This window comes from Enterovibrio nigricans DSM 22720 (assembly GCF_900167155.1).
In the GTDB taxonomy this organism is placed as follows: Bacteria; Pseudomonadota; Gammaproteobacteria; order Enterobacterales; family Vibrionaceae; genus Enterovibrio; species Enterovibrio nigricans.
In genome coordinates this window covers 1-22766 of record NZ_FUXU01000013.1, presented here as the reverse complement: position 1 = coordinate 22766, position 22766 = coordinate 1, and the positions used below count along the sequence as shown (strand labels likewise).

General features: G+C 46.0%; 21 protein-coding genes and 2 pseudogenes. 18 read left to right on the top strand and 5 right to left on the bottom strand.

Annotation, left to right across the window (positions count from 1 at the left end):
* The first annotated feature begins 466 nt into the window (after positions 1-466).
* Positions 467-2458, top strand: a complete 1992-nt coding sequence (locus B5D35_RS07075) for an exoribonuclease II (protein ID WP_078751890.1) — start codon at positions 467-469, stop codon at positions 2456-2458.
* Between the two features lie 831 nt (positions 2459-3289).
* Here B5D35_RS07075 and B5D35_RS07070 read toward each other — a convergent pair.
* Positions 3290-3562, bottom strand: a complete 273-nt coding sequence (locus B5D35_RS07070) for a DUF1127 domain-containing protein (protein WP_078751889.1) — start codon at positions 3560-3562, stop codon at positions 3290-3292.
* A gap of 111 nt (positions 3563-3673) precedes the next feature.
* On the opposite strand from B5D35_RS07070, the gene B5D35_RS07065 reads away from it, so the two are divergent.
* The 11 genes from B5D35_RS07065 (at position 3674) to B5D35_RS07015 (ending at position 12245) form a co-directional block, all read left to right on the top strand.
* Entirely contained in the window at positions 3674-4540 is an 867-nt protein-coding gene (locus B5D35_RS07065; protein ID WP_078751888.1) for a LysR family transcriptional regulator, read from the top strand.
* Between the two features lie 104 nt (positions 4541-4644).
* Positions 4645-5172 (top strand): NlpC/P60 family protein, encoded by a 528-nt coding sequence (locus tag B5D35_RS07060; RefSeq protein ID WP_078751887.1) that lies wholly within the window; start codon positions 4645-4647, stop codon positions 5170-5172.
* 129 nt (positions 5173-5301) lie between these two features.
* Positions 5302-5613, top strand: coding sequence for a ribbon-helix-helix domain-containing protein (locus B5D35_RS07055; protein ID WP_425291232.1), 312 nt, complete (start codon positions 5302-5304; stop codon positions 5611-5613).
* Positions 5614-5694: 81 nt separating this feature from the next.
* Complete coding sequence (locus B5D35_RS07050; protein ID WP_078751886.1) at positions 5695-6096, top strand: VOC family protein; 402 nt, start codon at positions 5695-5697, stop codon at positions 6094-6096.
* Positions 6097-6126: 30 nt separating this feature from the next.
* Entirely contained in the window at positions 6127-6645 is a 519-nt protein-coding gene (locus B5D35_RS07045; RefSeq protein ID WP_078751885.1) for a hypothetical protein, read from the top strand.
* A 5-nt stretch (positions 6646-6650) separates the two neighbouring features.
* On the top strand, positions 6651-8225 hold the full coding sequence (locus B5D35_RS07040) for a GMC family oxidoreductase (RefSeq protein ID WP_078751884.1): 1575 nt from the start codon (positions 6651-6653) through the stop codon (positions 8223-8225).
* Between the two features lie 287 nt (positions 8226-8512).
* The gene (gene folM / locus B5D35_RS07035; protein ID WP_078751883.1) at positions 8513-9220 is read left to right on the top strand and encodes a dihydromonapterin reductase; all 708 of its coding nucleotides are present in this window, start codon (positions 8513-8515) and stop codon (positions 9218-9220) included.
* Positions 9221-9231: 11 nt separating this feature from the next.
* Positions 9232-9597 carry a dihydroneopterin triphosphate 2'-epimerase gene (gene folX, locus B5D35_RS07030; protein WP_198557030.1) on the top strand — a complete coding sequence of 122 codons (366 nt, stop codon included), beginning with the start codon at positions 9232-9234 and terminating at the stop codon, positions 9595-9597.
* Positions 9598-9820: 223 nt separating this feature from the next.
* On the top strand, positions 9821-10360 hold the full coding sequence (locus B5D35_RS07025; protein WP_078751881.1) for a cytochrome b: 540 nt from the start codon (positions 9821-9823) through the stop codon (positions 10358-10360).
* The gene (locus B5D35_RS07020; protein ID WP_078751880.1) at positions 10357-10923 is read left to right on the top strand and encodes a YceI family protein; all 567 of its coding nucleotides are present in this window, start codon (positions 10357-10359) and stop codon (positions 10921-10923) included. The genes B5D35_RS07025 and B5D35_RS07020 overlap by 4 nt, the downstream gene beginning before the upstream one ends.
* Positions 10924-11120: 197 nt before the next feature.
* The gene (locus B5D35_RS07015; RefSeq protein ID WP_078751879.1) at positions 11121-12245 is read left to right on the top strand and encodes an amidohydrolase; all 1125 of its coding nucleotides are present in this window, start codon (positions 11121-11123) and stop codon (positions 12243-12245) included.
* 86 nt (positions 12246-12331) lie between these two features.
* On the opposite strand, the gene aroG is transcribed toward B5D35_RS07015, so the two are convergent.
* A complete protein-coding gene (gene aroG, locus B5D35_RS07010; protein ID WP_078751878.1) occupies positions 12332-13393 on the bottom strand; it encodes a 3-deoxy-7-phosphoheptulonate synthase AroG in 1062 nt (353 codons plus the stop codon).
* 159 nt (positions 13394-13552) lie between these two features.
* A complete protein-coding gene (locus B5D35_RS07005) occupies positions 13553-15016 on the bottom strand; it encodes a cobyric acid synthase (RefSeq protein WP_078751877.1) in 1464 nt (487 codons plus the stop codon).
* Positions 15017-15257: 241 nt separating this feature from the next.
* Between B5D35_RS07005 and B5D35_RS07000 the strand changes: the two genes are divergently transcribed.
* On the top strand, positions 15258-15803 hold the full coding sequence (locus B5D35_RS07000; protein WP_244556524.1) for a hypothetical protein: 546 nt from the start codon (positions 15258-15260) through the stop codon (positions 15801-15803).
* A 21-nt stretch (positions 15804-15824) separates the two neighbouring features.
* Here B5D35_RS07000 and B5D35_RS06995 read toward each other — a convergent pair whose 3' ends face one another.
* The gene (locus B5D35_RS06995) at positions 15825-16712 is read right to left on the bottom strand and encodes an AraC family transcriptional regulator (protein ID WP_078751876.1); all 888 of its coding nucleotides are present in this window, start codon (positions 16710-16712) and stop codon (positions 15825-15827) included.
* Between the two features lie 215 nt (positions 16713-16927).
* Here B5D35_RS06995 and B5D35_RS06990 point away from each other — a divergent pair, with 215 nt between their 5' ends.
* Genes B5D35_RS06990 through B5D35_RS06975 form a run of 4 tightly spaced genes read left to right on the top strand, consistent with a single transcriptional unit; the run spans position 16928 to position 21236 of the window.
* Positions 16928-17404: a (2Fe-2S)-binding protein gene (locus B5D35_RS06990; protein ID WP_078751875.1), complete on the top strand. Its 477-nt coding sequence runs from the start codon at positions 16928-16930 to the stop codon at positions 17402-17404.
* Positions 17397-19595 carry a xanthine dehydrogenase family protein molybdopterin-binding subunit gene (locus B5D35_RS06985; protein WP_078751874.1) on the top strand — a complete coding sequence of 733 codons (2199 nt, stop codon included), beginning with the start codon at positions 17397-17399 and terminating at the stop codon, positions 19593-19595. The genes B5D35_RS06990 and B5D35_RS06985 overlap by 8 nt, the downstream gene beginning before the upstream one ends.
* A 17-nt stretch (positions 19596-19612) precedes the next feature.
* Positions 19613-20623: an XdhC family protein gene (locus B5D35_RS06980; protein ID WP_078751873.1), complete on the top strand. Its 1011-nt coding sequence runs from the start codon at positions 19613-19615 to the stop codon at positions 20621-20623.
* 4 nt (positions 20624-20627) lie between these two features.
* Complete coding sequence (locus tag B5D35_RS06975; RefSeq protein ID WP_078751872.1) at positions 20628-21236, top strand: nucleotidyltransferase family protein; 609 nt, start codon at positions 20628-20630, stop codon at positions 21234-21236.
* Positions 21237-21286: 50 nt separating this feature from the next.
* On the opposite strand, the pseudogene B5D35_RS06970 reads toward B5D35_RS06975, so the two are convergent.
* A pseudogene (locus tag B5D35_RS06970) lies at positions 21287-22342 on the bottom strand (BCCT family transporter); the annotation flags it as partial.
* A gap of 5 nt (positions 22343-22347) precedes the next feature.
* Between B5D35_RS06970 and B5D35_RS06965 the strand changes: the two are divergent.
* Positions 22348-22766: pseudogene (locus tag B5D35_RS06965) on the top strand (transposase); the annotation flags it as partial.

The window sequence follows — 22766 nt, the reverse complement described above, 5'->3', positions numbered from 1 at the left end:
AGTGAGACTTGCACATAACAACGGTTTGTCTTCGATCAGAACAAACAGGGCGATATTGACGGCACCAATCTCACTTTCCAGCCGCTTAAACAGGGCTTTGCTCCATAGCTCAAGTGATTCATCAATTTCCGTCTCTTCCGGCAAGGCAAGTACTTCAGTCAATCCCATCAAACAGTTCATCATTTTGTAAATATTGTCTGACTATTCTGTCATCAAGAATAAATTTGGCATTCAACACAGGCTAAGTTTGAGAAGCCATACATAAAATAATTAAACCACTTACATATCTTTTTGATAGATATGACTACGCCTTCAAAGTCAACTAACTAAATCACTGTCTTATCAGTATCAATTACCCTCACAACAGTGTGCTGTATAGATAAGTTAAAATTTCTGCACCTGAATGCCTTGGTTTTGACATCTTGAATACGTATAGTGTGGCGGTTCACATTCTGAGACCAGGCTAATGTTTCAAGACAATCCATTACTTGCACAGCTTAAACAGCAAATTAAAGAAAGCATCCCTAAAAAAGAAGGCACAATCAAAGCCACTGAAAAAGGCTTTGGCTTTCTAGAAGTCGACAGTAAAACCAGCTTTTTCATCCCACCTATATACATGAAGAAAGTCATGCATGGCGACAAGGTGGTTGCACTGATCCGCACCGAAAAAGAAAAAGAAGTTGCGGAGCCAGATGAACTGCTGGAGCAGTCTGTGGATCGCTTTATTGGTCGTGTAAAAATGATTCGCGACAAGCTGAATGTGGTGCCTGATAGCCCTCAGCTTAAAGACGCAATTCGCGCCAAAACGCGCAAAGGCTTGAGCCACAGTGCACTTTCTGAAGATGACTGGGTGGTAGCCCATCTTGTTCGCCACCCCCTTAACGGTGAAAACGGCTTTTTCTGTGAAATCAGTGAAAAAATCACTGAATCTGACGATAAAATCGCGCCTTGGTGGGTAACTCTTGCAAAGCATAATCTGCCAAACGTTGAGCCAGCACCTCAAGAACATTGGGAAATGTTGGATGAAGAACTCGTGCGTGAAGATCTTACCGCACTGCCTTTTATTACAATCGACAGTGAATCAACCAAAGATATGGATGATGCATTGCACACGATTGCAAATGAAGACGGTACGTTCACGCTAACAATCGCAATCGCTGATCCAACGGCTTATGTTGCCCAAGATACCGTTCTGGACAAAGAAGCACGTGAGCGCGGCTTCACAATCTATTTACCAGGGCGCAATATTCCAATGCTTCCTCGTGAGCTGAGTGATGACTTGTGTTCACTGCGTGAAGAAGAAGTGCGCCCAGCGTTGTGCTGCCGTGTCACCGTTTTGGCTGATGGCACCATTGTTGAAGATGCAACGTTCTTCGCTGCAACCATCAAATCTCAAGGCCGTCTGTCGTATGACAATGTGTCTGATTTCTTTGAAAATGGTAGCTGCGAAAAATGGGTACCATCTGACGTCATTGAAGCGCAAGTTAAAGCACTTCATGGACTGGCGAAGGCTCGCATGCAATGGCGTGAAACCAACGCAGTTACCTTCCCTGACCGACCAGATTATCGTTTCGAACTGAGTAACGAAAACGACGTAGTTGCAATCCACGTTGAGCCTCGCCGTATTGCTAACCGTATGGTTGAAGAAGCAATGATCACCGCCAACATCTGTGCGGGTCGAGCACTGCGTAACGCCTTCGGCTTTGGAGTATTCAACACCCACGCCGGTTTCTCACCAGAAAAAATTGCTGATGCGCTCGCTTTGGTTAACGAACATGGCGCAGACACGTCTATTGAGTCTCTTCAATCCATCGAAGGCTTCTCTGCACTTCGCCGTTGGTTGAATGAGCAAGACACTACGTATTTAGACAACCGTATACGTAAATACCAAGGTTACAGCGAAGTAGGCAACACTCCTGCACCACACTTTGCAATGGGCCTGGATGTATACGCGACTTGGACATCTCCTATTCGTAAATATGGCGACATGATCAACCATCGTTTGCTTAAGGCCATTGTTCGCGGCGATACATCAGCTCAAACGCCTGATGAGAAGGTTGGTGATGAACTTGCTCTACACCGTAAGCACCACCGCATGGCAGAACGCGACGTCGCTGATTGGCTTTACGTGCGCTTGCTTAAAGGTGCAGTAGAAAAGAAAACTGTCTTTAGCGCTGAGATTTTTGATATCAATCGAGCCGGTATGCGTACCCGCTTGTTGGAAAATGGCGCTATGGCATTTATCCCTGCTCCACTCATCGTTGATAACAAGAAGCGTATCGAGTGCAGTGGTGACAACGGTACAATCAGTGTTGATGGAAACCTTGAGTTTAAACTTGGTGACCAAATAGATGTTGTGCTGACTGACATCAAAGAGCCAACGCGTTCAATTGTTGGTAAGCCGACAAAAGAGTTTGCTGTCATTGCAGAAAAGCAAGAATCTGCAAAAAGCGAATAGTATTGCTCTAATTAGAAACAAAAAAGCCAGACACTCGTCTGGCTTTTTTGTTTGATTATTGCTCGAAATTTATTAGTTATTATTCGAAATCACGAATTTCAGACAATAAAAAACCCGGTCCATGGTGCCCGGGTTAGGTTACTTTAACTTTCCAACGCTAAGCGCGTGTAAAGTCCAGCTATGCAGTAACGCCAAATATTGGACCAATCATAAGGCTGTCGGCGGCCAAACCAATTCCTTATAACTGTTTTATGTCCAGTCGACCAAAATAACTGGTCTTATTGTTATGTGAAATAGATCCAATCTTTAACTTTGTTCTGTGCCAACAGGGGGAACTGTTTCGAACTCAACACAAAACATAACAAGATATGCATCGCATTTTTAAACTCCAAGAATCATACCCCTAAAGCATCTTGGTGACAACCGTCACTAATGAAGGGTTATTGTTCGTGAAGCTCGTCCAAAACTCCACATTAAGGTAAAATTAACCTTTAGAGTCATTGACTTAACTAGAGTGTAGTCATGAATTTTAACTATTGCCAAATTTTAAAGATATTTTATACAGGCAATGACTAAATTACTCGACACTCCAGTTACACAAATTAGAGCACTTATTCATTACAGCTATATTAACAACACAAAGCATTTGCACTCCATTACCCCATGAGACCGCGATATATAATTTTGGTTCATTGCGGTTTTTTTAGTCGATTATTTTTGCAATAGAGATCAAAAAAGAAAAATCCCGCACCATAAGAATGGCCGGGACTCGTAGCAGAAGAACCTGCTCAAGGACTCGTAGGGTAAATGAATGCTAATTTACAGAACGCGCTACTTTTTCGGTAACGTATCCATATAATTCTTTCCGCCTCGTTGTTTTATTCTGTCTAACTCCATTTCTACTTGCAGACGTGTCAGCCCAATGTCTCGTAGAAACAATTCATCATCTAGCCGATGCTCTAACTCTTTCACCAATTGGTATCTACGCCAAGCCGACCAAAGTCTATGTGTCGTTTTTGATACCACCTCGATTTGTACAGAGATGATCTTTGAAAAGAGTCTTTCGGTTTCAGCTTTCGCTATCGTTTTTATGTTCTCTCCCATTTCAGCTCCCTCCGCTTGACGATGTTGCAAACTTGACAGCTCAATATTTAATCAATTTAATAATTCAGAAAAGCCAATATTATTCACCCAAAACATCAAAGGTGTTGAAGTATGAAGAATTTGGATGTCGACCAACTCCGCACATTGGTGGCTATCGTTGACTGTGGCAATTTTGCTTCCGCAGCGGACAGTGTTCATCGCACCCAATCTGCTGTAAGCATGCAGATGAAAAAGCTCGAAGAAATCACCGAGGTTAAACTTTTTCAAAAGAAAGGACGCAGACACATACTGACCTCTCATGGCATGACATTGGTTAGCTATGCGCGCCAAATGCTCAGCCTCAACGATGAAGCTGTCGCACATTTTCACAATCCAGAAATGAACGGTGTCGTGAAATTTGGAGTATGTGATGACTACGTCAATCTTGTATTTCGACGCATTCTTACCGGTTTTACCGAGCGTTACCCAAATTTACAGCTTTCCGTTCAGAGCAACAGCAGCCAAAGATTGCTCAAACAAGTCCTTGATGGGCGCTTGGATCTCGCCCTTATTAATATCCATGACCACAGCTACCCAGCAAAAGAATTGTTTACAGAAAAGCTAATATGGGCGAAAGCAAAACACGTCAGTTACTGCAAAGAACGTCCCTTATCCATCGCCATTGAATGCGATTGCCGCTGGGGAAGGCTTGCACTTGAATTATTGGATCGTGCCGGCGTTCCCTATCATGTTGTACTATCTGCTGCCGACTTCCACGGACTCAATGCCGCAATCGAGTCAGGCATGGCTGCATCTTTGATCGCAGCATGCTCGATTACAGATAAAATGGATACGCTAGATTGGCTTGACCAACATTCTCATGAAACATCGATTGTCAGCGGTTTGACCGTAAAACCCGGCGCCAGTGAGCCCGCCGTGTTAGCTTTATCGAGTTACATATCAGATTGGTATATACGACGTAATCAATCCGCTGCGTAGTCCACAATCTCGGTTTTAAGAACTCGGGGGATTACCGCATTGCGGATGTCAACTCGCTGCCCTACACTAGAAACCAATGATTTCTCAGTGTATCTCTCTGTTTTATGCGTCGTTTCTACTCAGCTACGTTTTTTTGTTTTGGCGGTATTTTTTTGTCTGGCTGCGTAACGCCTCCCGCCTCTCTAGGAACGACAGTCGCCCCCTCTCCGCAAAAAAACATAGAACACGATCAGACGGAAGATCTCGTCATTTTGAAAAATGTTAACTATGCATTAAATCAATATTTTGACGAGTGGAAAGGGACGCCGTATCGCTGGGGTGGTAGCAACAAAAAAGGCATTGATTGCTCGGCTTTTACCCAGCAGGCGTATCACGCGATTTTCGAACACTCGTTGCCTAGAACAACAACACAGCAAGTGAAAAACGGAAAAAAGGTGGCGCTCACTAATGCAAATTACGGTGACCTTGTTTTTTTTAAAACAGGATCACGCCGTTACCATGTAGGCATATATATTGGCGAACGCGAGTTTATGCATGCATCAACCTCTAAAGGCGTCATTATCTCTACGCTTGACAACCCTTACTGGTCGGCGCGATTTTGGCAGGTTAGAAGCTATATTCCCTCTCCGTAAAATACCCCCAATTCGCAAAGTATTACTGATAAGACGACACAGTTAAGTCGTTATTCTTACGCTTATAACTACACAAATGATGATGAGAAATCATGCTGTCGCAATCCAGCTGTAGGAGATTGACATTATGTGTACTATTTTTGCGGGACAAGACACGACAAATTATGCGTTCCATACGCGTTCTATCAGGCTTGGCGGCCACTGTACGAGCGTAAGACTGGAAAAAAAATTTGGGAAATTCTCGACCATATTGCGCGCTCTCAAAATATGAACACAAGCCGTTTTCTTACTACCATCTATGACGAAGCGTTAGACATTAACGGTGACGTCTCAAACTTTGCCTCTCTTCTTCGGTGCAGCTGCATTCTCTATCTCAGTGATACAGAAAAAACCATGGACATCGCGAACGCACAGCTGAAAGCTGCCCATGGCGAAACATAAATTTAACATGCAGTAGCATAATACCACCTCCCTTTCTCTTTGCAGGCGTATGGTAGTTCTACACACTGTGGAGAACATCTTATGGCGAAAGCAATCCATTCAATGATCCGCGTTCTTGACCCGGATTTGTCCATTCAGTTCTACAAAGCAGCGCTAAACCTTGATGTCGAAGACAGGCTCGATTTTGAAGGTTTCTCTCTGATTTATTTGAGAAACCCAGAAACAACCTTTGAGCTAGAGCTAACTCACAATCACAACAATACGGAGCCTTACACGCATGGTACCGGCTATGGCCATCTTGCCGTTTCGGTCAGTGACATTGAAGCTACACACGCCGTGCTGGTAGAGAAAGGCTTGTCCCCCACCCCGATTAAGTTAATGACTTATCAGACCCAACCAATGGCAACCTTTTTTTTCATCACTGATCCAGACGGATACAAAATCGAATTTCTTGAACGTTCAGGGCGATTCACATCCTTGTGAATACCTGCAAACAGCAAAGGAGGATTCACAATGAAGCAACAAGCAATGTCCCGAAGACAAATAATAAAACTCGGATTACTCAGCGCTTCGACTGCGCTGGCATACTCTTCGCTGGGACTCGTCATTCCCGAAAAGAGTTGGGCGTTAACGGTTAACACGTTATCCGCTAAGCAAGGAGAAAAACTGCTTTCAGTCTGTCGACTCATCTATCCTCACCCAAACTTGTCCGACACCTTTTATGCCGCTTCTGTAGAAAGCTTGGACGGGGCAGCCAGTGGAAACCCACAAACTCGCACACTCATTGTCGAAGGTTTGGAGTCGCTCAGTGAATGGGAGAGTCAGTCACAAACCCAGCGATTGGCACAACTCAATCACATCGCCCAATCCCCCTTTTTTCAAACTGTACGTGGAAACATGGTTGTTTCCTTTTACGACAACCCAAAAGTTTGGCCTAAATTTGGCTACCAAGGCCCCTCGTTCCCCAAAGGCGGATATTTATACCGTGGGTTTGATGATATTGACTGGTTGCCAACGACAACGAAGGAGTAACGGTTATGTCTGCCAAATTTGATTTAAAGGATAGCAGTGTCGTCGTCGTTATTGGCTCAGGAGCGGGCGGTGGAACGTTAGGCAATGAGTTGGCGCAAAAAGGCATCAATGTTGTTTGCCTAGAAGCGGGGTCACGACTCGATTACAGAACAGACTTCGAAAACAACGAATGGGGAATGTTTAGTAAAGAAGCGTGGTTAGAGCCAAGAACGACCTCAGGTACTTGGCAAGTAGCCAAGGATTTCTCTGGGCTACCAGCTTGGATTTGTAAAACAGTCGGTGGCTCAACGCTACATTGGGCAGGCGCAAGTTTACGCATTCAAGCTCATGAATTTAAAGCGTTAACTACATACGGTCCTGTTAAAGGAGCCACCCTGCTCGACTGGCCTCTCACACTGGAAGAGATGGAACCTTATTACGATAAAGCAGAAGATAAAATGGGCGTAACCCGAACCCATGATATCCCCGGTTTACCCGGAAACAACAACTTCAAAGTCCTTCAAGCCGGAGCACTAAAAGTTGGATATAAGAACGTTCATACTGGGAGAATGGCCATAAATTCGCAACCAAGAGACGGACGCCCTGCCTGCCAGCAAATTGGCTTTTGTTTTCAAGGATGCCGAGTCGCCGCGAAATGGTCCACGCTATATACAGAAATTCCAAATGCCGAGAAAACCGGACATTTCGAATTGCGTCCTCTTAGCCATGTTCAGACAATCGCTCACGATAACAATGGCAAAGTCACTGGCGTTCTGTATGTAGATGGAAACGGCAACCAACAGTTCCAAAAAGCCCGCGTGGTATGTGTGGCAGGTAACTCAATTGAAAGTCCACGAATTTTGCTCAATTCCACCAGCAACAAATACCCAAATGGCTTGGCAAACACGTCTGGTCAGGTGGGACGAAATTACATGCGCCATGTTACGGGTTCGGTTTACGCAGAATTCGAGAAACCTGTCCATATGTACCGAGGGACAACAATGGCAGGGATCATCACTGACGAATCAAATCACAATCCATCGCGTGGATTTGTGGGTGGGTTTGAAATGGAAACACTCTCTCTAGGCTTGCCGTTTATGGCGGCATTTCTCAAACCAGGCGCATGGGGAGAGGATTTCGCAAAATCCATGGAGGGATACGAAAACATGGCGGGCATGTGGATTGTGGGAGAAGACATGCCGCAATCAACAAATCGTGTCACGCTAAACTCTGATGAAAAGGATCAATATGGCCTTCCAATCCCCAACGTGCACTTTGATGACCACCCTAATGACGTCGCCATGCGAAATTTTGCTTATGACAGAGGTACCGAAGTCTATGAGGCCGTTGGCGCAGTGAAAACTCACCGAGTTGTCCCTTACCCCTCCACGCATAATCTTGGGACAAATCGCATGAGTGAGAATGCCGAGGACGGTGTGGTTAACAAATGGGGGCAAAGCCACGACATTCCTAATCTGTTTATTTCAGACGGCAGTCAGTTTACGACGGGTGCAGCAGAGAACCCGACGCTCACCATTGTGGCATTGGCAATTCGCCAAGCCGATTACATCGCAGCGTCTATGAAAAGAAAGCAACTATAATCATCGCCAGCAAACAGAGTAACTTCCTGTTTGCTGGCCGCATCCTTTATTTGTATTTCTACGACGCCCATTAACGTGAAAACACGTTAAGCTCTCAAGAAAAACGCAATGCTTGTCTAGGCAGGCCGTACCTTGTGAGCTAGCCGCCATTACCAACTTCTTGTACATCGACCATACAGCGCTTCTGCTACTATTCTGTAAACCACTGATTTCAATCTTCATCAAGGTGATTTTTCTCTGATAAATCTCGTACTGAGTGAAGCAAAAAAACGCTAAAACAGGAAGATATGGAGCAAGAAACAATCGTCATCACAGGCGCGGGGCAAAGAATTGGTTTTGCACTGGCTAAACACTTCAACGCACAAGGCTTTTCAGTCGTCGTTTCGTACCGTACAGAGCGTCAGGGCGTGGCGGAGTTAAAAGCGATGGGGGTTGAGTGTATTCCTGCGGATTTCGGTTCGGACAAAGGTATCCACCAATTTTCAAGGGCTGTCGCCGAGAAACACAACTCAATTCGTGCCATTATCCACAACGCGTCTGACTGGAACTGTGAAAAAGACACCGATGACTATGCGGCACTGCTGGATCAGATGATGCAAGTTCACGTGAAAGCGCCTTATCTGATTAACCTCGCACTTGCCCCTTTCTTATCCTCACATGTTTCAGCCGATATTATTCATTTTACTGATTATGTTGTGAGAAAAGGCAGTGCAAAACATATCGCCTATTCCGCAAGTAAAGCGGCACTAGAAAACATGACACTTTCTTTCGCACAAAAACTCGCACCCAATGTCAAAGTAAATAGCATTGCTCCGGCACTGATCATGTTCAATGAAACAGATGATGATGCCTACAAAGAAAAAGCACTTTCCAAGTCATTGATGGGAGTAGCGCCAGGAGAGGAAGAAGTTGTGAATGCCGTAGATTTCATCATGAAAAGTAACTATATGACAGGCCAGAGCGTCAACCTTGACGGCGGTCGAGCACTAAAATAACAGGGACGATCATTATGCAGAATGCCATTATTACCATTACGAACCTTCGTCTGCGCACTTACATTGGCTTCAACCCTGAAGAGCAAGAAAAAAAGCAAGACGTGATCCTCAATCTGGAAATTCACTACCCTGGTGATAAAGCGTGTAGTAATGACAACGTAGAAGATGCGCTTAACTATAAAACCATTACAAAGACCATCATTGACCACGTTGAAAATGGGCGTTTTCTCTTACTTGAAAAACTCGTTTCAAGCGTACTGGAAATTACGATTGAACACCCTTGGGTAACCTTCTCGCGCGTCACTATCGATAAGCCTCATGCACTGCGTTTCGCAGATTCTGTATCACTGAGCTTAAGCTGGCAAAAAGAAGATTAAGTCCAATTTGTATTTATTACGCTTTGCTCGATTCTATCGACGACACCTTTGTTTAGGTGTCGTTTCTGTTTCATCGTTTGTTCATTAGCATCTTTGTGTATTAATCCGCCTCTAAAGTTCATTCTATTTTTTCGAACAAGTCGTTCTAGCTGCGCTGGTTATAAAGAAAATCCATATACATATACTTCTCATTATCAATGAATGGCAAGGACACGTTTCGCACATGGAAAACCCGGCGCAATACAATCTCACGCTAAGGCTACTACATTGGATCACCGCCATCGCGGTGATCGGAATGTTTGCAGTGGGACTTTGGATGGTCGATCTGACTTACTACAGTTCTTGGTACAAAACTGCGCCACACTGGCACAAGTCTATTGGTATTCTGCTTCTCGCATTAACAATCGTTCGATTACTGTGGCGTGCCGTAAAAGGAACTCCGAGCATCACAGGGTCGACATTTGAGAAGACAGCTGCTCACGCTGCACACCATACGATCTACTTACTGCTGTTCGTGATTTTTGTTTCCGGCTATCTCATTTCCACGTCCGATGGGAGACCCATCGATGTCTTTGATTGGTTCGCTGTACCAGCACTGGGTGAACTCTTCCCTGACCAATCAGATATTGCGGGCGCCATACACTACTACGCTGCATATGGGTTGATAGGTCTATCATCGATACATGCACTTGCGGCCCTTAAACACCACTTCATTGATAAAGACAACACATTACGGAAAATGATTGGAGGAAAAACATTATGAAGAAAGTCATTCTTGCTCTTGGTTTTGGTGCTGCAACACTCGCAACCACAGCGATCGCTGAAGATTATGTAATTGATACCGAGGGCGCACACGCGTCAATCAATTTTAAAGTGCCACATCTGGGATACAGTTTCATAAAAGGCCGCTTCAATGACTTCAACGGAGAATTTTCTTATGACCCAGAAAATATTGAAGACGCGACAGTTCTGGTGAACATTGACACAACAAGCCTAGACTCTAATCACGCAGAACGTGATAAGCATTTACGTAATGATGACTTCATCAACGCACCCAAATTTTCATCCGCTACATTTAAAAGTACATCTGTGAGCCAAAATGAGGACGGCACACTGACGATCAACGGCGACTTGACGCTGCATGGTAAAACGAACCCCATCGCTATTGAGGCCAGTTTCATTGGCGCAGGTGCAGATCCATGGGGTGGCTACCGTGCAGGTTTTGAAGGCACGACACGTATTGAACTCGCCGATTATGATATCAATGTTGTAGGGCCATCAAGCTACGTCGACCTTGAACTGCACGTAGAAGGCATTCGAAAGTAAACCTTAAGTTACTGTATTGGCAAGCATTAACCTTGCCAATTCTTTTTTCCTTTCCAAATCAATCGTATCGTGATCATGCACAAAACTGGCGAATTACAACTCTGATCTGAAACCGAAACAGATTAGATCTGCGTCACAAAAATCACCGTCTCGTATGCGTAGAGTATGACGTTTACTTTCCGCTGTTCGGTAGCGCCATGTTCAACCCCATCCTGTTCCGTCATCGTCTCCACAAATACCCTGAACTATCAGGTTTCGAAAAAAAAACCAGTGATGTGATCATCCAGACCTTGACCTCTTTTGGCCTTGCTCCTGTTTCCGGCGTTGGTGGATATGGGGTTGTCGTGAGGTTTGATAGTGTCGACGATGGGCCACACTTGCTATTTCGCGCAGATATTGATGCTCTGCCAATTCACGAAAATCCCAGCCATGAACACGGCTCGACCGTTCGTGGTGTCATGCATGCCTGTGGTCATGATGGGCATTCAGCCAGCTTGATGGCACTTGCTTACAAACTCTCTCTCACTAAACTGCAACGAGGCTCAGTGACACTGATCTTTCAGCCATCAGAGGAAAATGGTCGAGGTGCGCAAGGCATGATGAAGGACAGTTCTTGGCAAACGACACCGTTCGATTATGCCTTTGGTTACCATAATGTACCTGGCTACCCGCTTGGACAAATATTGTGTCGAGATAATACGTTCGCCTGTGCCTCCACGGGTGTCGCAATTCGTTTCGTCGGAAAAACAGCGCATGCAGCCTACCCTGAAACAGCCATTAACCCCACTTCCGCTATTCGAGAATTAATGCAAGATATCGAGGCGCTTCCATACGCAATTTCTCAAGGGTTTACCCTAACGACTATTGTTCATGTAAGCCTTGGTAAACCCGCTTTTGGAACAACACCAGAAACAGGAAAGCTTCTCGCTACATTGAGAAGTGACAGCAACAAGAGTTTTTCTGCCCTTTGCGAACAAGTGAAGAAATTGGCGCACTTTTACGCTGAAAGAGATGGGTTAGATTTGCAAATTGAATGGTTCGATCAATTTAGTGCCACCATCAATCACAGCGAAGCTAACATGTTACTGCGCCAAGCCTGCAAAGACCTCAAGTTTGATTTCGTGAATCTTGAAGCGCCGATTCGGTGGTCAGAAGATTTTTCGGAATATTCTAAAGTGTGGCCATCGGCATTTTTTGGTTTGGGAAGCGGTTCAGAACATCCGCCTTTACACGATCCGCACTACGACTTTCCCGATGCATTGATCGATGTTTCTAGCAAAATATTCGAACAAATCATCAGAGACATGAACGGGCTGAAATAAGACAGGCACGAGAGGCGACCACGCGAACATATGCTGAATAGAAAAAGCCGCCAAGATAGGCGGCTCTATAATAGAAAGGTGGTGCTTTATTTACTGGCTCGTCTTTCTTGAACCGCGTCGGCCAATCGTTGCAGCACTTGCTCCGTATCGTCCAAACCAATACAAGCATCGGTAATGCTTTGCCCGTAAACTGGTGCTTTACCGTCTACAAGATCTTGGCGGCCTTCTACGATGTGGCTTTCAATCATCACACCGAAAATTGAATCGTTACCACCTGCAATCTGATTTGCCACGTCATCACCAACGACAACCTGACGTTTATACTGCTTGCTGCTGTTTGCGTGGCTGAAATCAATCATCAGTTTGGAACGCAACTTCGCAGATTCCAACTCAGACATGATCGCAGACACATGTTCTGCCGAGTAATTTGGCTCTTTACCGCCGCGAAGAATGATATGGCAGTCTTCGTTACCCGTAGTTTCCACGATTGCAGAGTGACCATACTTCGTCACTGACAAGAAATGGTGAGGAGACTCTGCAGAGCGGATTGCATCAGTGGCTATCTTGATATTGCCATCGGTACCGTTTTTAAAACCAACGGGACACGATAGACCTGAAGACAATTCTCTGTGAACCTGTGATTCCGTGGTGCGCGCACCAATTGCACCCCAACTGATTAAATCACCCATGTATTGTGGCGTGATCATATCCAAAAATTCGCCCGCTGTTGGTAAACCCATATTGGTAATATCCAGCAGCAATTTACGCCCGATGCGTAGGCCATCATTTAGTTGGAAGCTGTTATCCATGTAAGGGTCATTAATTAGCCCTTTCCAGCCAACTGTTGTACGTGGTTTTTCAAAGTAAACACGCATAACAATTTCTAGCTTATCCGCATGCTTATCACGAAGAGCTTTCAGTTTTTCACCGTACTCCACGGCTGCAATTGGGTCATGAATAGAACATGGACCGATAATGACGAGAAGACGGTCATCTTTGTCATTAAGAATATTGTGAATAGCCTGACGAGCATTAAAAACAGTCTCAGACGCTTTTTCTGTTGTCGGATACTTTTCTAAAACCGCTACTGGCGGAAGAAGTTCTTTAATATTGCTAATGCGTACATCGTCTGTTTTATGAAAGCTCATTATCTCACCTTGCTTATACTTCCCGTTGCTTTGCCTATAGCAATACAACGTGTAATCCCTACATTCATATTTAACTTATCGTCAAACCGCATAGAGTGCAAACGTAATTTTACAACTTTGACAAGATTTATGTTTAACATAAAAATTGACAAGGGCACCTTAACGAACTATATCGCCCCAGAGCAGTTCCAGATCAATTGAGGCTTCTAACGCATCAGCCAGTTTATTTATGCTTCGTTCTCTTTCTTCAACAACATCCACGCTGCCTTGCGTATCTAGCCCTGCCCAGTTCAAAATTAATGAACATGCTTCGGGACAATCGAACAGCCCATGCCAATACGTACCAAACACACTGTTATCGTCACTGATCAATCCATCGCTGCCATTATCAGTTTCAATGACTGACTTTCCTAACGTCTTCGTGATGCCCATATGGATTTCATAACCCACCACATTTACGGACCGGGCATTAAGTGAAAGAAGACCTTCTTTTTGTGTCAGCACTTTTTCTTTTTCTATCACTGACTCCGCATCGAGAAAACCCAGCCCCAGAGCAGAATCGACGCTCCCTTCAACGTGATAAGGGTCGTTTATACATTTACCAAGCATTTGATAGCCGCCACAAATGCCGATGACCTTTCCACCGTATCTCAAGTGCTTAGCAATGGTTTTATCCCATCCGTACTCACGAAGTGCTGCTAAATCGGAAATGACATTTTTACTGCCCGGCAAAACAATCAGATCACATTCTGGAATTGCGTCTCCAGGTCCAACAAAATGTAAATTCACATTCGGATGGAGCCGCAATGTATCAAAGTCTGTGTGATTGCTTATTCGCGGAAAAACCGGAACGGCCACGTTTAACATTGGCAGGGAGTGATCAATGTTTTGTGTCACATCAATGGCATCTTCAGCGTCGAGATTAAGCCCCTGCAGGTAAGGCACTACACCTAACACTGGTTTCCCAGTTTTCTCTTCCAACCACGTCAGTCCCGGCTTCAGTAACTCAATGTCACCACGAAAGCGGTTAATGACAAATCCAATGACACGATCTCTTTCAGATTGTGACAAACATTCCAACGTCCCAAGTAAATGCGCCAACACCCCGCCTCGGTCGATGTCTGCCACGATGATCACAGGAACATCCGCTTCTTCTGCAAACCCCATGTTCGCAATGTCATGCTCTCTTAAATTGACTTCTGCCGGGCTGCCCGCCCCTTCAATGAGCACGCAATCAAATTTGTCTTTGAGGATATTGAAGGATTCAAGCACGGGCCCCATTGCCATTTTTTTGTATGACGAAAAGCCAATAGCCTGCATCGATACGGATGCTTTTCCTTGGATAATAACCTGTGCGGTGCAATCAGTATCGGGCTTTAGCAGGATAGGATTCATATGAACACTCGGCGCCACACAGCATGCAAACGCTTGAAACGCTTGAGCCCGACCAATTTCACCACCATCTTCAGTCACCGCGCTATTTAACGCCATATTCTGAGATTTAAAGGGGGCAACCGAGATACCATTACGCGCAAGGACGCGACCCAGACCGGCAACAAGAACACTCTTTCCTGCATCAGAGGATGTACCCTGCACCATCAGAGCTTTATGTGTAGGAAGCATAGAAAAGCCTAGACTGCGGCACAGACCCTCGCAACAAACCATACATCGCACGGTATCTGCGCCTAAGAAGAAATTTTCGTGCAACGATATCACATCGTGTTGCAATAATTTGATAAGCAGCGAGTTTTAATCAATTAACTTTGCCACAACCATCAAAGTTATTCGAATCTTAGCTAAATTTTTCACGCAGCAACTCTTACACTCGCAATCATGTAACTGATTGTAAACAAGGCAGCAACGGGTGAAACCAATAACTATTTTAATCAAAGTGCTGATGGTCGTGGTTGGCGTAAGTTGTACGAATGCAATGGCAACCAATTTCAATTACACCAACCTAGAAATCGGTTTCACGGCAGACCCTTCAGGTTTAGCCGGTACTGGTCGCTTCACCTTTATGGATGGCGCCCACTTTGTCGTCAATGGCAGCAGTCAGTTTGAAGGTGACTGGGTCATTTCCGGCGGCGCGGGTTTTCAAGCTCCCATCAACGGGTTTGTCGACCTCCATGGTGATGCTCGCATCTACTCGGTGAAATTTCCTGAAGACGAAAAGCATGATTTTGGTGAGTTGGCATATGGCGTTAACGTCGGTATTCGAGCATGGGTGATGCCCCAAATTGAAGCGACAGCGATTGTGGGTCAAGTCGCTTTCGATTCTGATGATACAAGAAGTATTGTCGAGCTTGGCGGGCGCTTTCATTCAACTGATGCACTATCCGTCGGTGTCATGTATCGCGCCAATGGCCTGTATAAAGAACAGTTTTATCTGAACGTCCGGTTTGAGATTTAATGAACTAAACCAGACTAGAATTTAACCCATGGTTGCAGCGTTGGATTTCGCCTCGCTAGGGGCAATTCCAAAGTAGCGTTTAAACTCTCGGCTAAATTGTGAAGGGCTACTGTAGCCTACGCCAAAACAGACTTCTGACACTTGGTACCCTTGCGACAACATCGATCTTGCCTTGTGTAGTCGTAAAGACTTCACATACTGCATAGGTGATACGGAAGTAATTTGTTTAAAATGCTCATGCAATGAAGAAACGCTCATTCCTGCCACACTCGCTATTTCCTCAATGGAGATATTCCTCTCAAAATGTTTCTCGATATAGTGCACTACTGGCGCTATTCGATTCGCACCAGCATGATGACTCACGCTGTTTCGCAACAGACCACCGCACGGGCCCTTTAACACCTGATAATACAAATCACGACAAATTGAACTTGCCATAATGTCACAATCCATAGGGCTAGACAGTATGCTCACCAAACGATCCAATGCCTTGGTGATAGGCATCGTCAGCGGCGTTGATTGGGTCAATGTGGTCTGTTCAACGTACGTAGATTCATGATCCCATCGGTTCATCTCCATCATCAATTGCCCAACGACATGTTGATCGATTCCCAAGCTGAGTCCCACATAAGGCCGTTCTTCATGTACATCAAACATACTGGCTTCCACTGGCCGTATCACTGAGTTGATAAGGTATGTATTCGGGCTGTATTCATAGTTTGCACGTCCTGCAATAACTTTCTTCTTACCCTGAAGAACAAAGCAAATTGCAGGCTGGAGAACAATTGGCATCAGTGGGATATCGTGTGATGACACGTAAACATTTAAGGCAGAAACTGGCGTCGTTGTCACACCATCCGAATGGGCTAAATCGAACACTTTATCAACCAGAGTTTGGTCAATGCTCATTCTTCACTCCCCGAGTCCTATTCGGAGAATTATGGCACCTTCGTGTTCTTAACAATGACCTATCACTGAGTTTTCGGAGTATTAGGCAAGAACTCAGGAGCATCTTTATAACGACAGAGGCAATCTAAAGTCATAGTTGAGATGCTGTGAAGCAACTGTCTTATCAAAAGTATGTCGTTTCCATTTCTCGCCATAGACATAAAAAGGAGTTTGAAATGGGCATTTCCGTGACGATAAACGGGCAACACCATAATCTCGATGTTCCCACAGACACCCCACTTCTTTGGGTGATCAGAGATAACCTTAAACTGACAGGAACCAAGTTTGGCTGTGGTCTCGCGCAATGCGGCGCCTGCACTGTCCACCTGGAAGGGCAACCTATACGCGCCTGTGTCACTCCCATCTCTGCCGTCGCAGGCCAAAATATTCAAACAATCGAAGGCGTTCAGTCTAAAGCAGCCAAAGCAGTTCAAGCAGCATGGGAACAATTCGAGGTTCCTCAGTGTGGTTACTGTCAATCGGGCCAAATCATGGCGGCTGCTGCCCTCCTTACAAACAACAACGCGCCTTCTGATTCCGACATTGACGCTGCAATGAGCGGGAACATATGCCGGTGTGCAACCTATGTTCGCATTAAGTCTGCCATTAAAGATGCAGCGCAACAGCTACAGGCAGGAGGATCGAATGCGTGATTTTATCCAACACTATGTCAATCAAACCCAATTCGACACGCCTACTACAGAGACATCACGGCGCGGTTTTATTAAGCTCCTCTCCTCCGCGGGAGCGGGCCTGACACTGGGCCTTCATTTGCCTCAAGCGCTCGCTGACGCCGAAGAGACGTCGGGATCACCGTTTGAACCCAATGCTTTTATCCGAATAGGGAATGACGATAGCGTCACCATTATTATCAAGCACCTTGAAATGGGGCAAGGTGTCACAACAGGGCTCGCCACCATTGCAGCGGAAGAGCTCGATGCAGACTGGAGCAAGGTTGTCACTCAGCCAGCGCCGGTCAATGCCACGGAATACAATAACCTCTTGTTTGGTACCGTTCAGGGGACCGGTGGCAGTACAGCAATCGCGAATTCTTTTCTCCAATTACGTTATGCAGGCGCAAAAGCACGCCTCATGCTGGTCAATGCAGCCGCCAAAGTATGGCAAGTGTCACCTCTCACCATCACCACACAAAACAACGTCATTTCCCATTTACCGTCACAGCGTTCAGCAATCTATGGCCAAATGGCTGAACTTGCGGCACTACAAACTGTCCCGACTGATGAGCTCGTGACTTTAAAAGATCCTAGCAACTTTAAACTCGTCGGCAAATCAGGGACGAAACGTAAGGATCATGGCAAAAGTAATGGCACGGCGACGTTCACGATTGATGTTCAATTAGAAGGACTCCGCACCGCCTTGGTCGCCCACCCACCCGCGTTTGGCGCAACCGTCACGTCCTTCGATGCCAGTGAAACAAAAAAATCCCCAGGCGTAATCGATGTTATTCAAATACCCAGCGGCATTGCTGTCGTCGCGGAAGATTTTTGGAGTGCAAAGGTTGGTAGAGACAAGCTTGATATCGTCTGGGATCGCTCTGGATTTACCAAAAGCACCAACGCGCTCAAAAAAGAATACGTAGAGCTTGCAAATACGCCAGGGGCGTCAGCTCGGAATGACGGGGATGCCGACAAGATTCTCGAACAATCCAGTGAGGTAGTCGAAGCCTCCTATTACTTCCCCTACCTCGCGCATGCGCCGATGGAGCCAATGAACTGTGTCATTCTCGCCGACAAAGACAAGGCTGAATTATGGTATGGGTGCCAACTCCAGACCCTAGACCAGTTTGCCGTTGCCGACGTGCTCAATGTGCATCCCAACAAGGTTATGATCCATACACTGTTTGCAGGCGGGAGCTTTGGCCGTCGTGCCAACCCACAGTCTGACTACGTCGTTGAAGCAGCATCCATAGCTAAACAAATGCGCGGTGTACCTATTAAGCTCATTTGGACACGTGAAGATGACATGCGTGCAGGGTATTACCGCCCCATGTATGTCCACAAAATCAGAGCGTCACTTGATGAAAGCGGGAATATACAGGCATGGCAGCAACGGATCGTCGGACAATCCATCGCGTCTGGCACGCCCTTTGAAGGATTTATGATACAAAATGGTGTAGACGCCAGTTCGGTCGAAGGTGCATCAACCTTGCCCTATCACATCCCAAACTTTTCCGTTGAACTCCACACCACGCAACTCCCTGTTCCCGTGTTGTGGTGGCGCTCTGTCGGTCATACCCACAATGCGTATTCCACCGAAACGTTCATCGATGAGCTCGCTACAAAAGCAGGGAGAGATCCGGTTGAATTCAGGCAATCCATGCTAGAGAAGCATCCTCGCCACAAGGCGGTACTCAAACTGGCTGCAGAAAAAGCGAATTGGGGAACTCCGCTTCCTGAAGGTAAAGGCCGGGGCATTGCCGTGCATGAATCGTTCAAAAGTTACGTTGCGGAAGTTGCAGAGGTGTCAGTCGAAAACGGCCAAATTATTGTGGAACGCGTAGTGTGCGCTGTCGATTGTGGACTTGCCATCAATCCAGACATCATAGAAGCGCAAATGCAGGGTGGAATTGGCTTTGGGCTTTCACCTGCCCTTCTGAGTCAAATCACACTCAATGAAGGGGGAACAGTGCAATCAAACTTTCATGACTACTTAGTGTTGAGAGAGCAACAAATGCCGAAAATTGAGGTGCATATTGTTCCTTCAGACGTTGCGCCTACTGGCGTCGGTGAACCGGGTACGCCCCCCATTGCGGCTGCCGTCGCAAATGCCGTTTTTGCTGCAACAGGTCAGCGCTTATACAACTTACCGTTATCTTTATCGTGACACATTAAGGGATGCCAATGCATCAACATCTCTACCATTTGCTTTCGCATTGGTTTCCTCAAAAAGACACGACCGAGTGGGTGCTGGGCACTGTCTTTTCAACCGAAGGGCCCTGCTATCGAAAAGCCGGTGCTATGATGCTTTTCTCTGGCGACGGACAGCAACTTGGGATGCTGAGCGGTGGTTGCCTTGAATCAGACATTCAGCGTCAAGCGAAAAAAGTCATGACTCAAAATACCCCCATATCGCTAACCTACGACAGTGCTGATGAAGATGATATTACTTACCAATTAGGTATCGGTTGTGGCGGAACCGTTCACATCTGCCTTCACCCTGTTGCGATGGAAAACCGCTATTTAGCATTGGATGAACTCTATATAAGTCTGAAACAAGGCATCTCTGGACACTATGTTCAGCAAATTCATGCACAATCTCACGGGGCATTTACTCCCATCTCTGATGCGCATCACATCCTAAGCGACAGGCAAAAGAAGGGCAGAATAATTCAAAAGGAACAGCAAGACTGGCTACGTACCTTTATTCAGCCTCCCATACATCTGTTGATTGCAGGAGGTGGACTGGACGCACAACCCGTTGCCACCATAGCCAAGGCGCTAGGATGGAAAATCTCCCTGTGGGATCCGAGGCCCGCAAACGCAAGATTGGAACACTTTACTGGCGTAGACACCTTTCTTAGAGGCGATGCCGCGACACTCAGCCAGTTTTGCAACGAACAGCATGTCGATGCATTGATCATTATGTCTCACAATCTTTCGCTCGATGCGTCGGTGTTAGAAAGTACGTTAGCCACCTCTTTGAATTACATCGCACTATTAGGGCCAGAGAATCGAAAGGCAGAGGTATTCACCCGCTCACGTATAATTGACACTGATCTGCCTTGTAAAGTTTACGGGCCCGCAGGCTTAAATCTAGGCGCAGCATTGCCAGAAGGTATCGCAATTTCTATTCTTTCAGAGTGTGTAGCGGTGCTCAATGGAGCCGATACAAAATCTTTGAGTGGAAAATGACTGAATGACAAAACTCGCTACAGTAATTTTGGTGGCTGGAGCAGCCCGCCGTTTTGGTAGTTGTAAATCACTTGCTCCTATCAATGACCAAGCACTTATTGCATTCCCTCTTCAGGCAATAAGTAAGATCAATGTCGATACGTACATTTATACCGGATTTTGGCATGACGCCATTCAGCAACATGTTGTTAAGAGCAATTGGCAAACCAATGTCATATTCGCACCCTGCTGGGACAAAGGTATTGGCGATGTTATTGCCCTTGTCACCTCTCAACTGGAAAGCGACTACGATGCCATCTTGTTTATGTTGGCCGATCAGCCAGCCGTTAGTGGCGACAACATAGAATTACTATTGAAAGTCTTTGACGAACATGCATGTGATGCCGTTTGTTGCCAGTATCGTGATGCGGTCGGCGTACCCGCCATCGCAGGGAAAAGTATGTTCGAAGAGTTGAAACGGCTCCACGGCGACAATGGCGCAAAACATCTTTTGAACGACGGAAAGCACGTTGTCCACATCGTTGATATTAACCAATGTTATATCGATATCGACACACCGGAAGATTTAGAAAACTACACGCACTATTTAAATAATATGTCGTCGCTGTGGTAATGCCGCCGTGGTAAAAGTGTCACCGCATGTTTGCGGTGACAACTCAAGCCTCAATCACACGCAACAGGTACGCATTTTTCACGCCACTTACGCTCATCCATCATACGTATCACCGTCATTGGCGCACACAGCAGTGTTGTCGCAATGAGCAGAGATACCGGCACTGCTGTAATAACGATAAAGGACTGAAGTGCGTCGAGACTTCCCTCACCCGCGATAAGTAAAATGGCGGCAACCACACCAAGCATGATCGCCCAGAATAAACGGTGCCATTTAGACGGCGTAGATTGTTGCGATGTAACAACGGCAATCGAAAACGCCATGGAGTCTCCCGTTGTCGCAACGAATGTGGTGGTCAGCAAAAGAAAAGCGGGGACTAAAATCACTTGAAGCGGCAACTGCTGCAACATGGCTATGAGTACTGCGGGCAATCCCGCGCCGGCTAAGGGACCTGAAATAGACCCCGGTTGCGTCAGCTCAAAGTAAATTCCTGTGCCACCTAATGCACTGAACCAGAAATTCGTCGCAATAGGTGCACAAATGCTGATGGCTAAAATCAGTTCTCTGATGGTTCGCCCTTCGGATATCTTCGCAATAAAAATCGCCATCATTGGCGCAAATCCAATAAACCAGCCCCAGAAGAACCACGTCCACCCTTGCATCCAGCCCGTATTAAAGTCCCCTACGCTTAATGCTCCAAAATTGGCAAGGTAGTCACCGAAAGCATGAGTGAAAGCGCCGAAAATAAATTGCGTTGGCCCCAATGCTAATACGCAAACCAACAATGCTATTGCACCAAGGACATTCACTTTTGAAAGCCACTGAAGTCCTTTATCCATTCCGGAGAACGCTGACATTGAGTACACAAACACAATCGCGAGTAACAAGACAACTTGTAACGACAAAGTGTTTTCAAGCCCTGTAAGAGACTCAATACTATAACCAAGTTGGCTTGCCAAGAATCCAATAGGCCCAATCGTACCCGCTGCAACACCAATGATTGAACATGCATCCACGACCGCCCCGAACCAATGATTTTCCAATCGGTCACCAAAAATGGGGGCTAGCAATGCTCTTGGGCGGAGTTTTAATCCTTTCACGTGGTGTTGCTATGAGCGGAAAACGCTATCCAGAAGAATTCAAAATTCAAGCCGTCCAGCAAGTCACAAAACAAGGTCATACACTCAGCTCTGTAGCTGAGCGGTTGGGTGTCAGTTACAAATCTTTGTGTGATTGGGTTAAAAAGTACGATAAGCCCGAGAAGCAGCGTAAACAAGAAGACGATCAAAGTGCAGAGATACGCCAGCTGAGGGCTGATTTAAAGCGGGTTACGATGGAAAGGGACGTTTTAAAGGAAGCCGCGGTGTACTTTGCAGGGGAGTCAAAGAAAAGTACACGTTCATAAGAGAGCGACTTCAGAAGTATCCGCTGTTGGTTGTGTGTGGTGCCCTTGGCATTGAGCGTAGTGGCTTCTATGCCTGGTGTCGACATTCTCTCAGCTCTCGAGTTAAAGAAGATCAACGTTTGCTC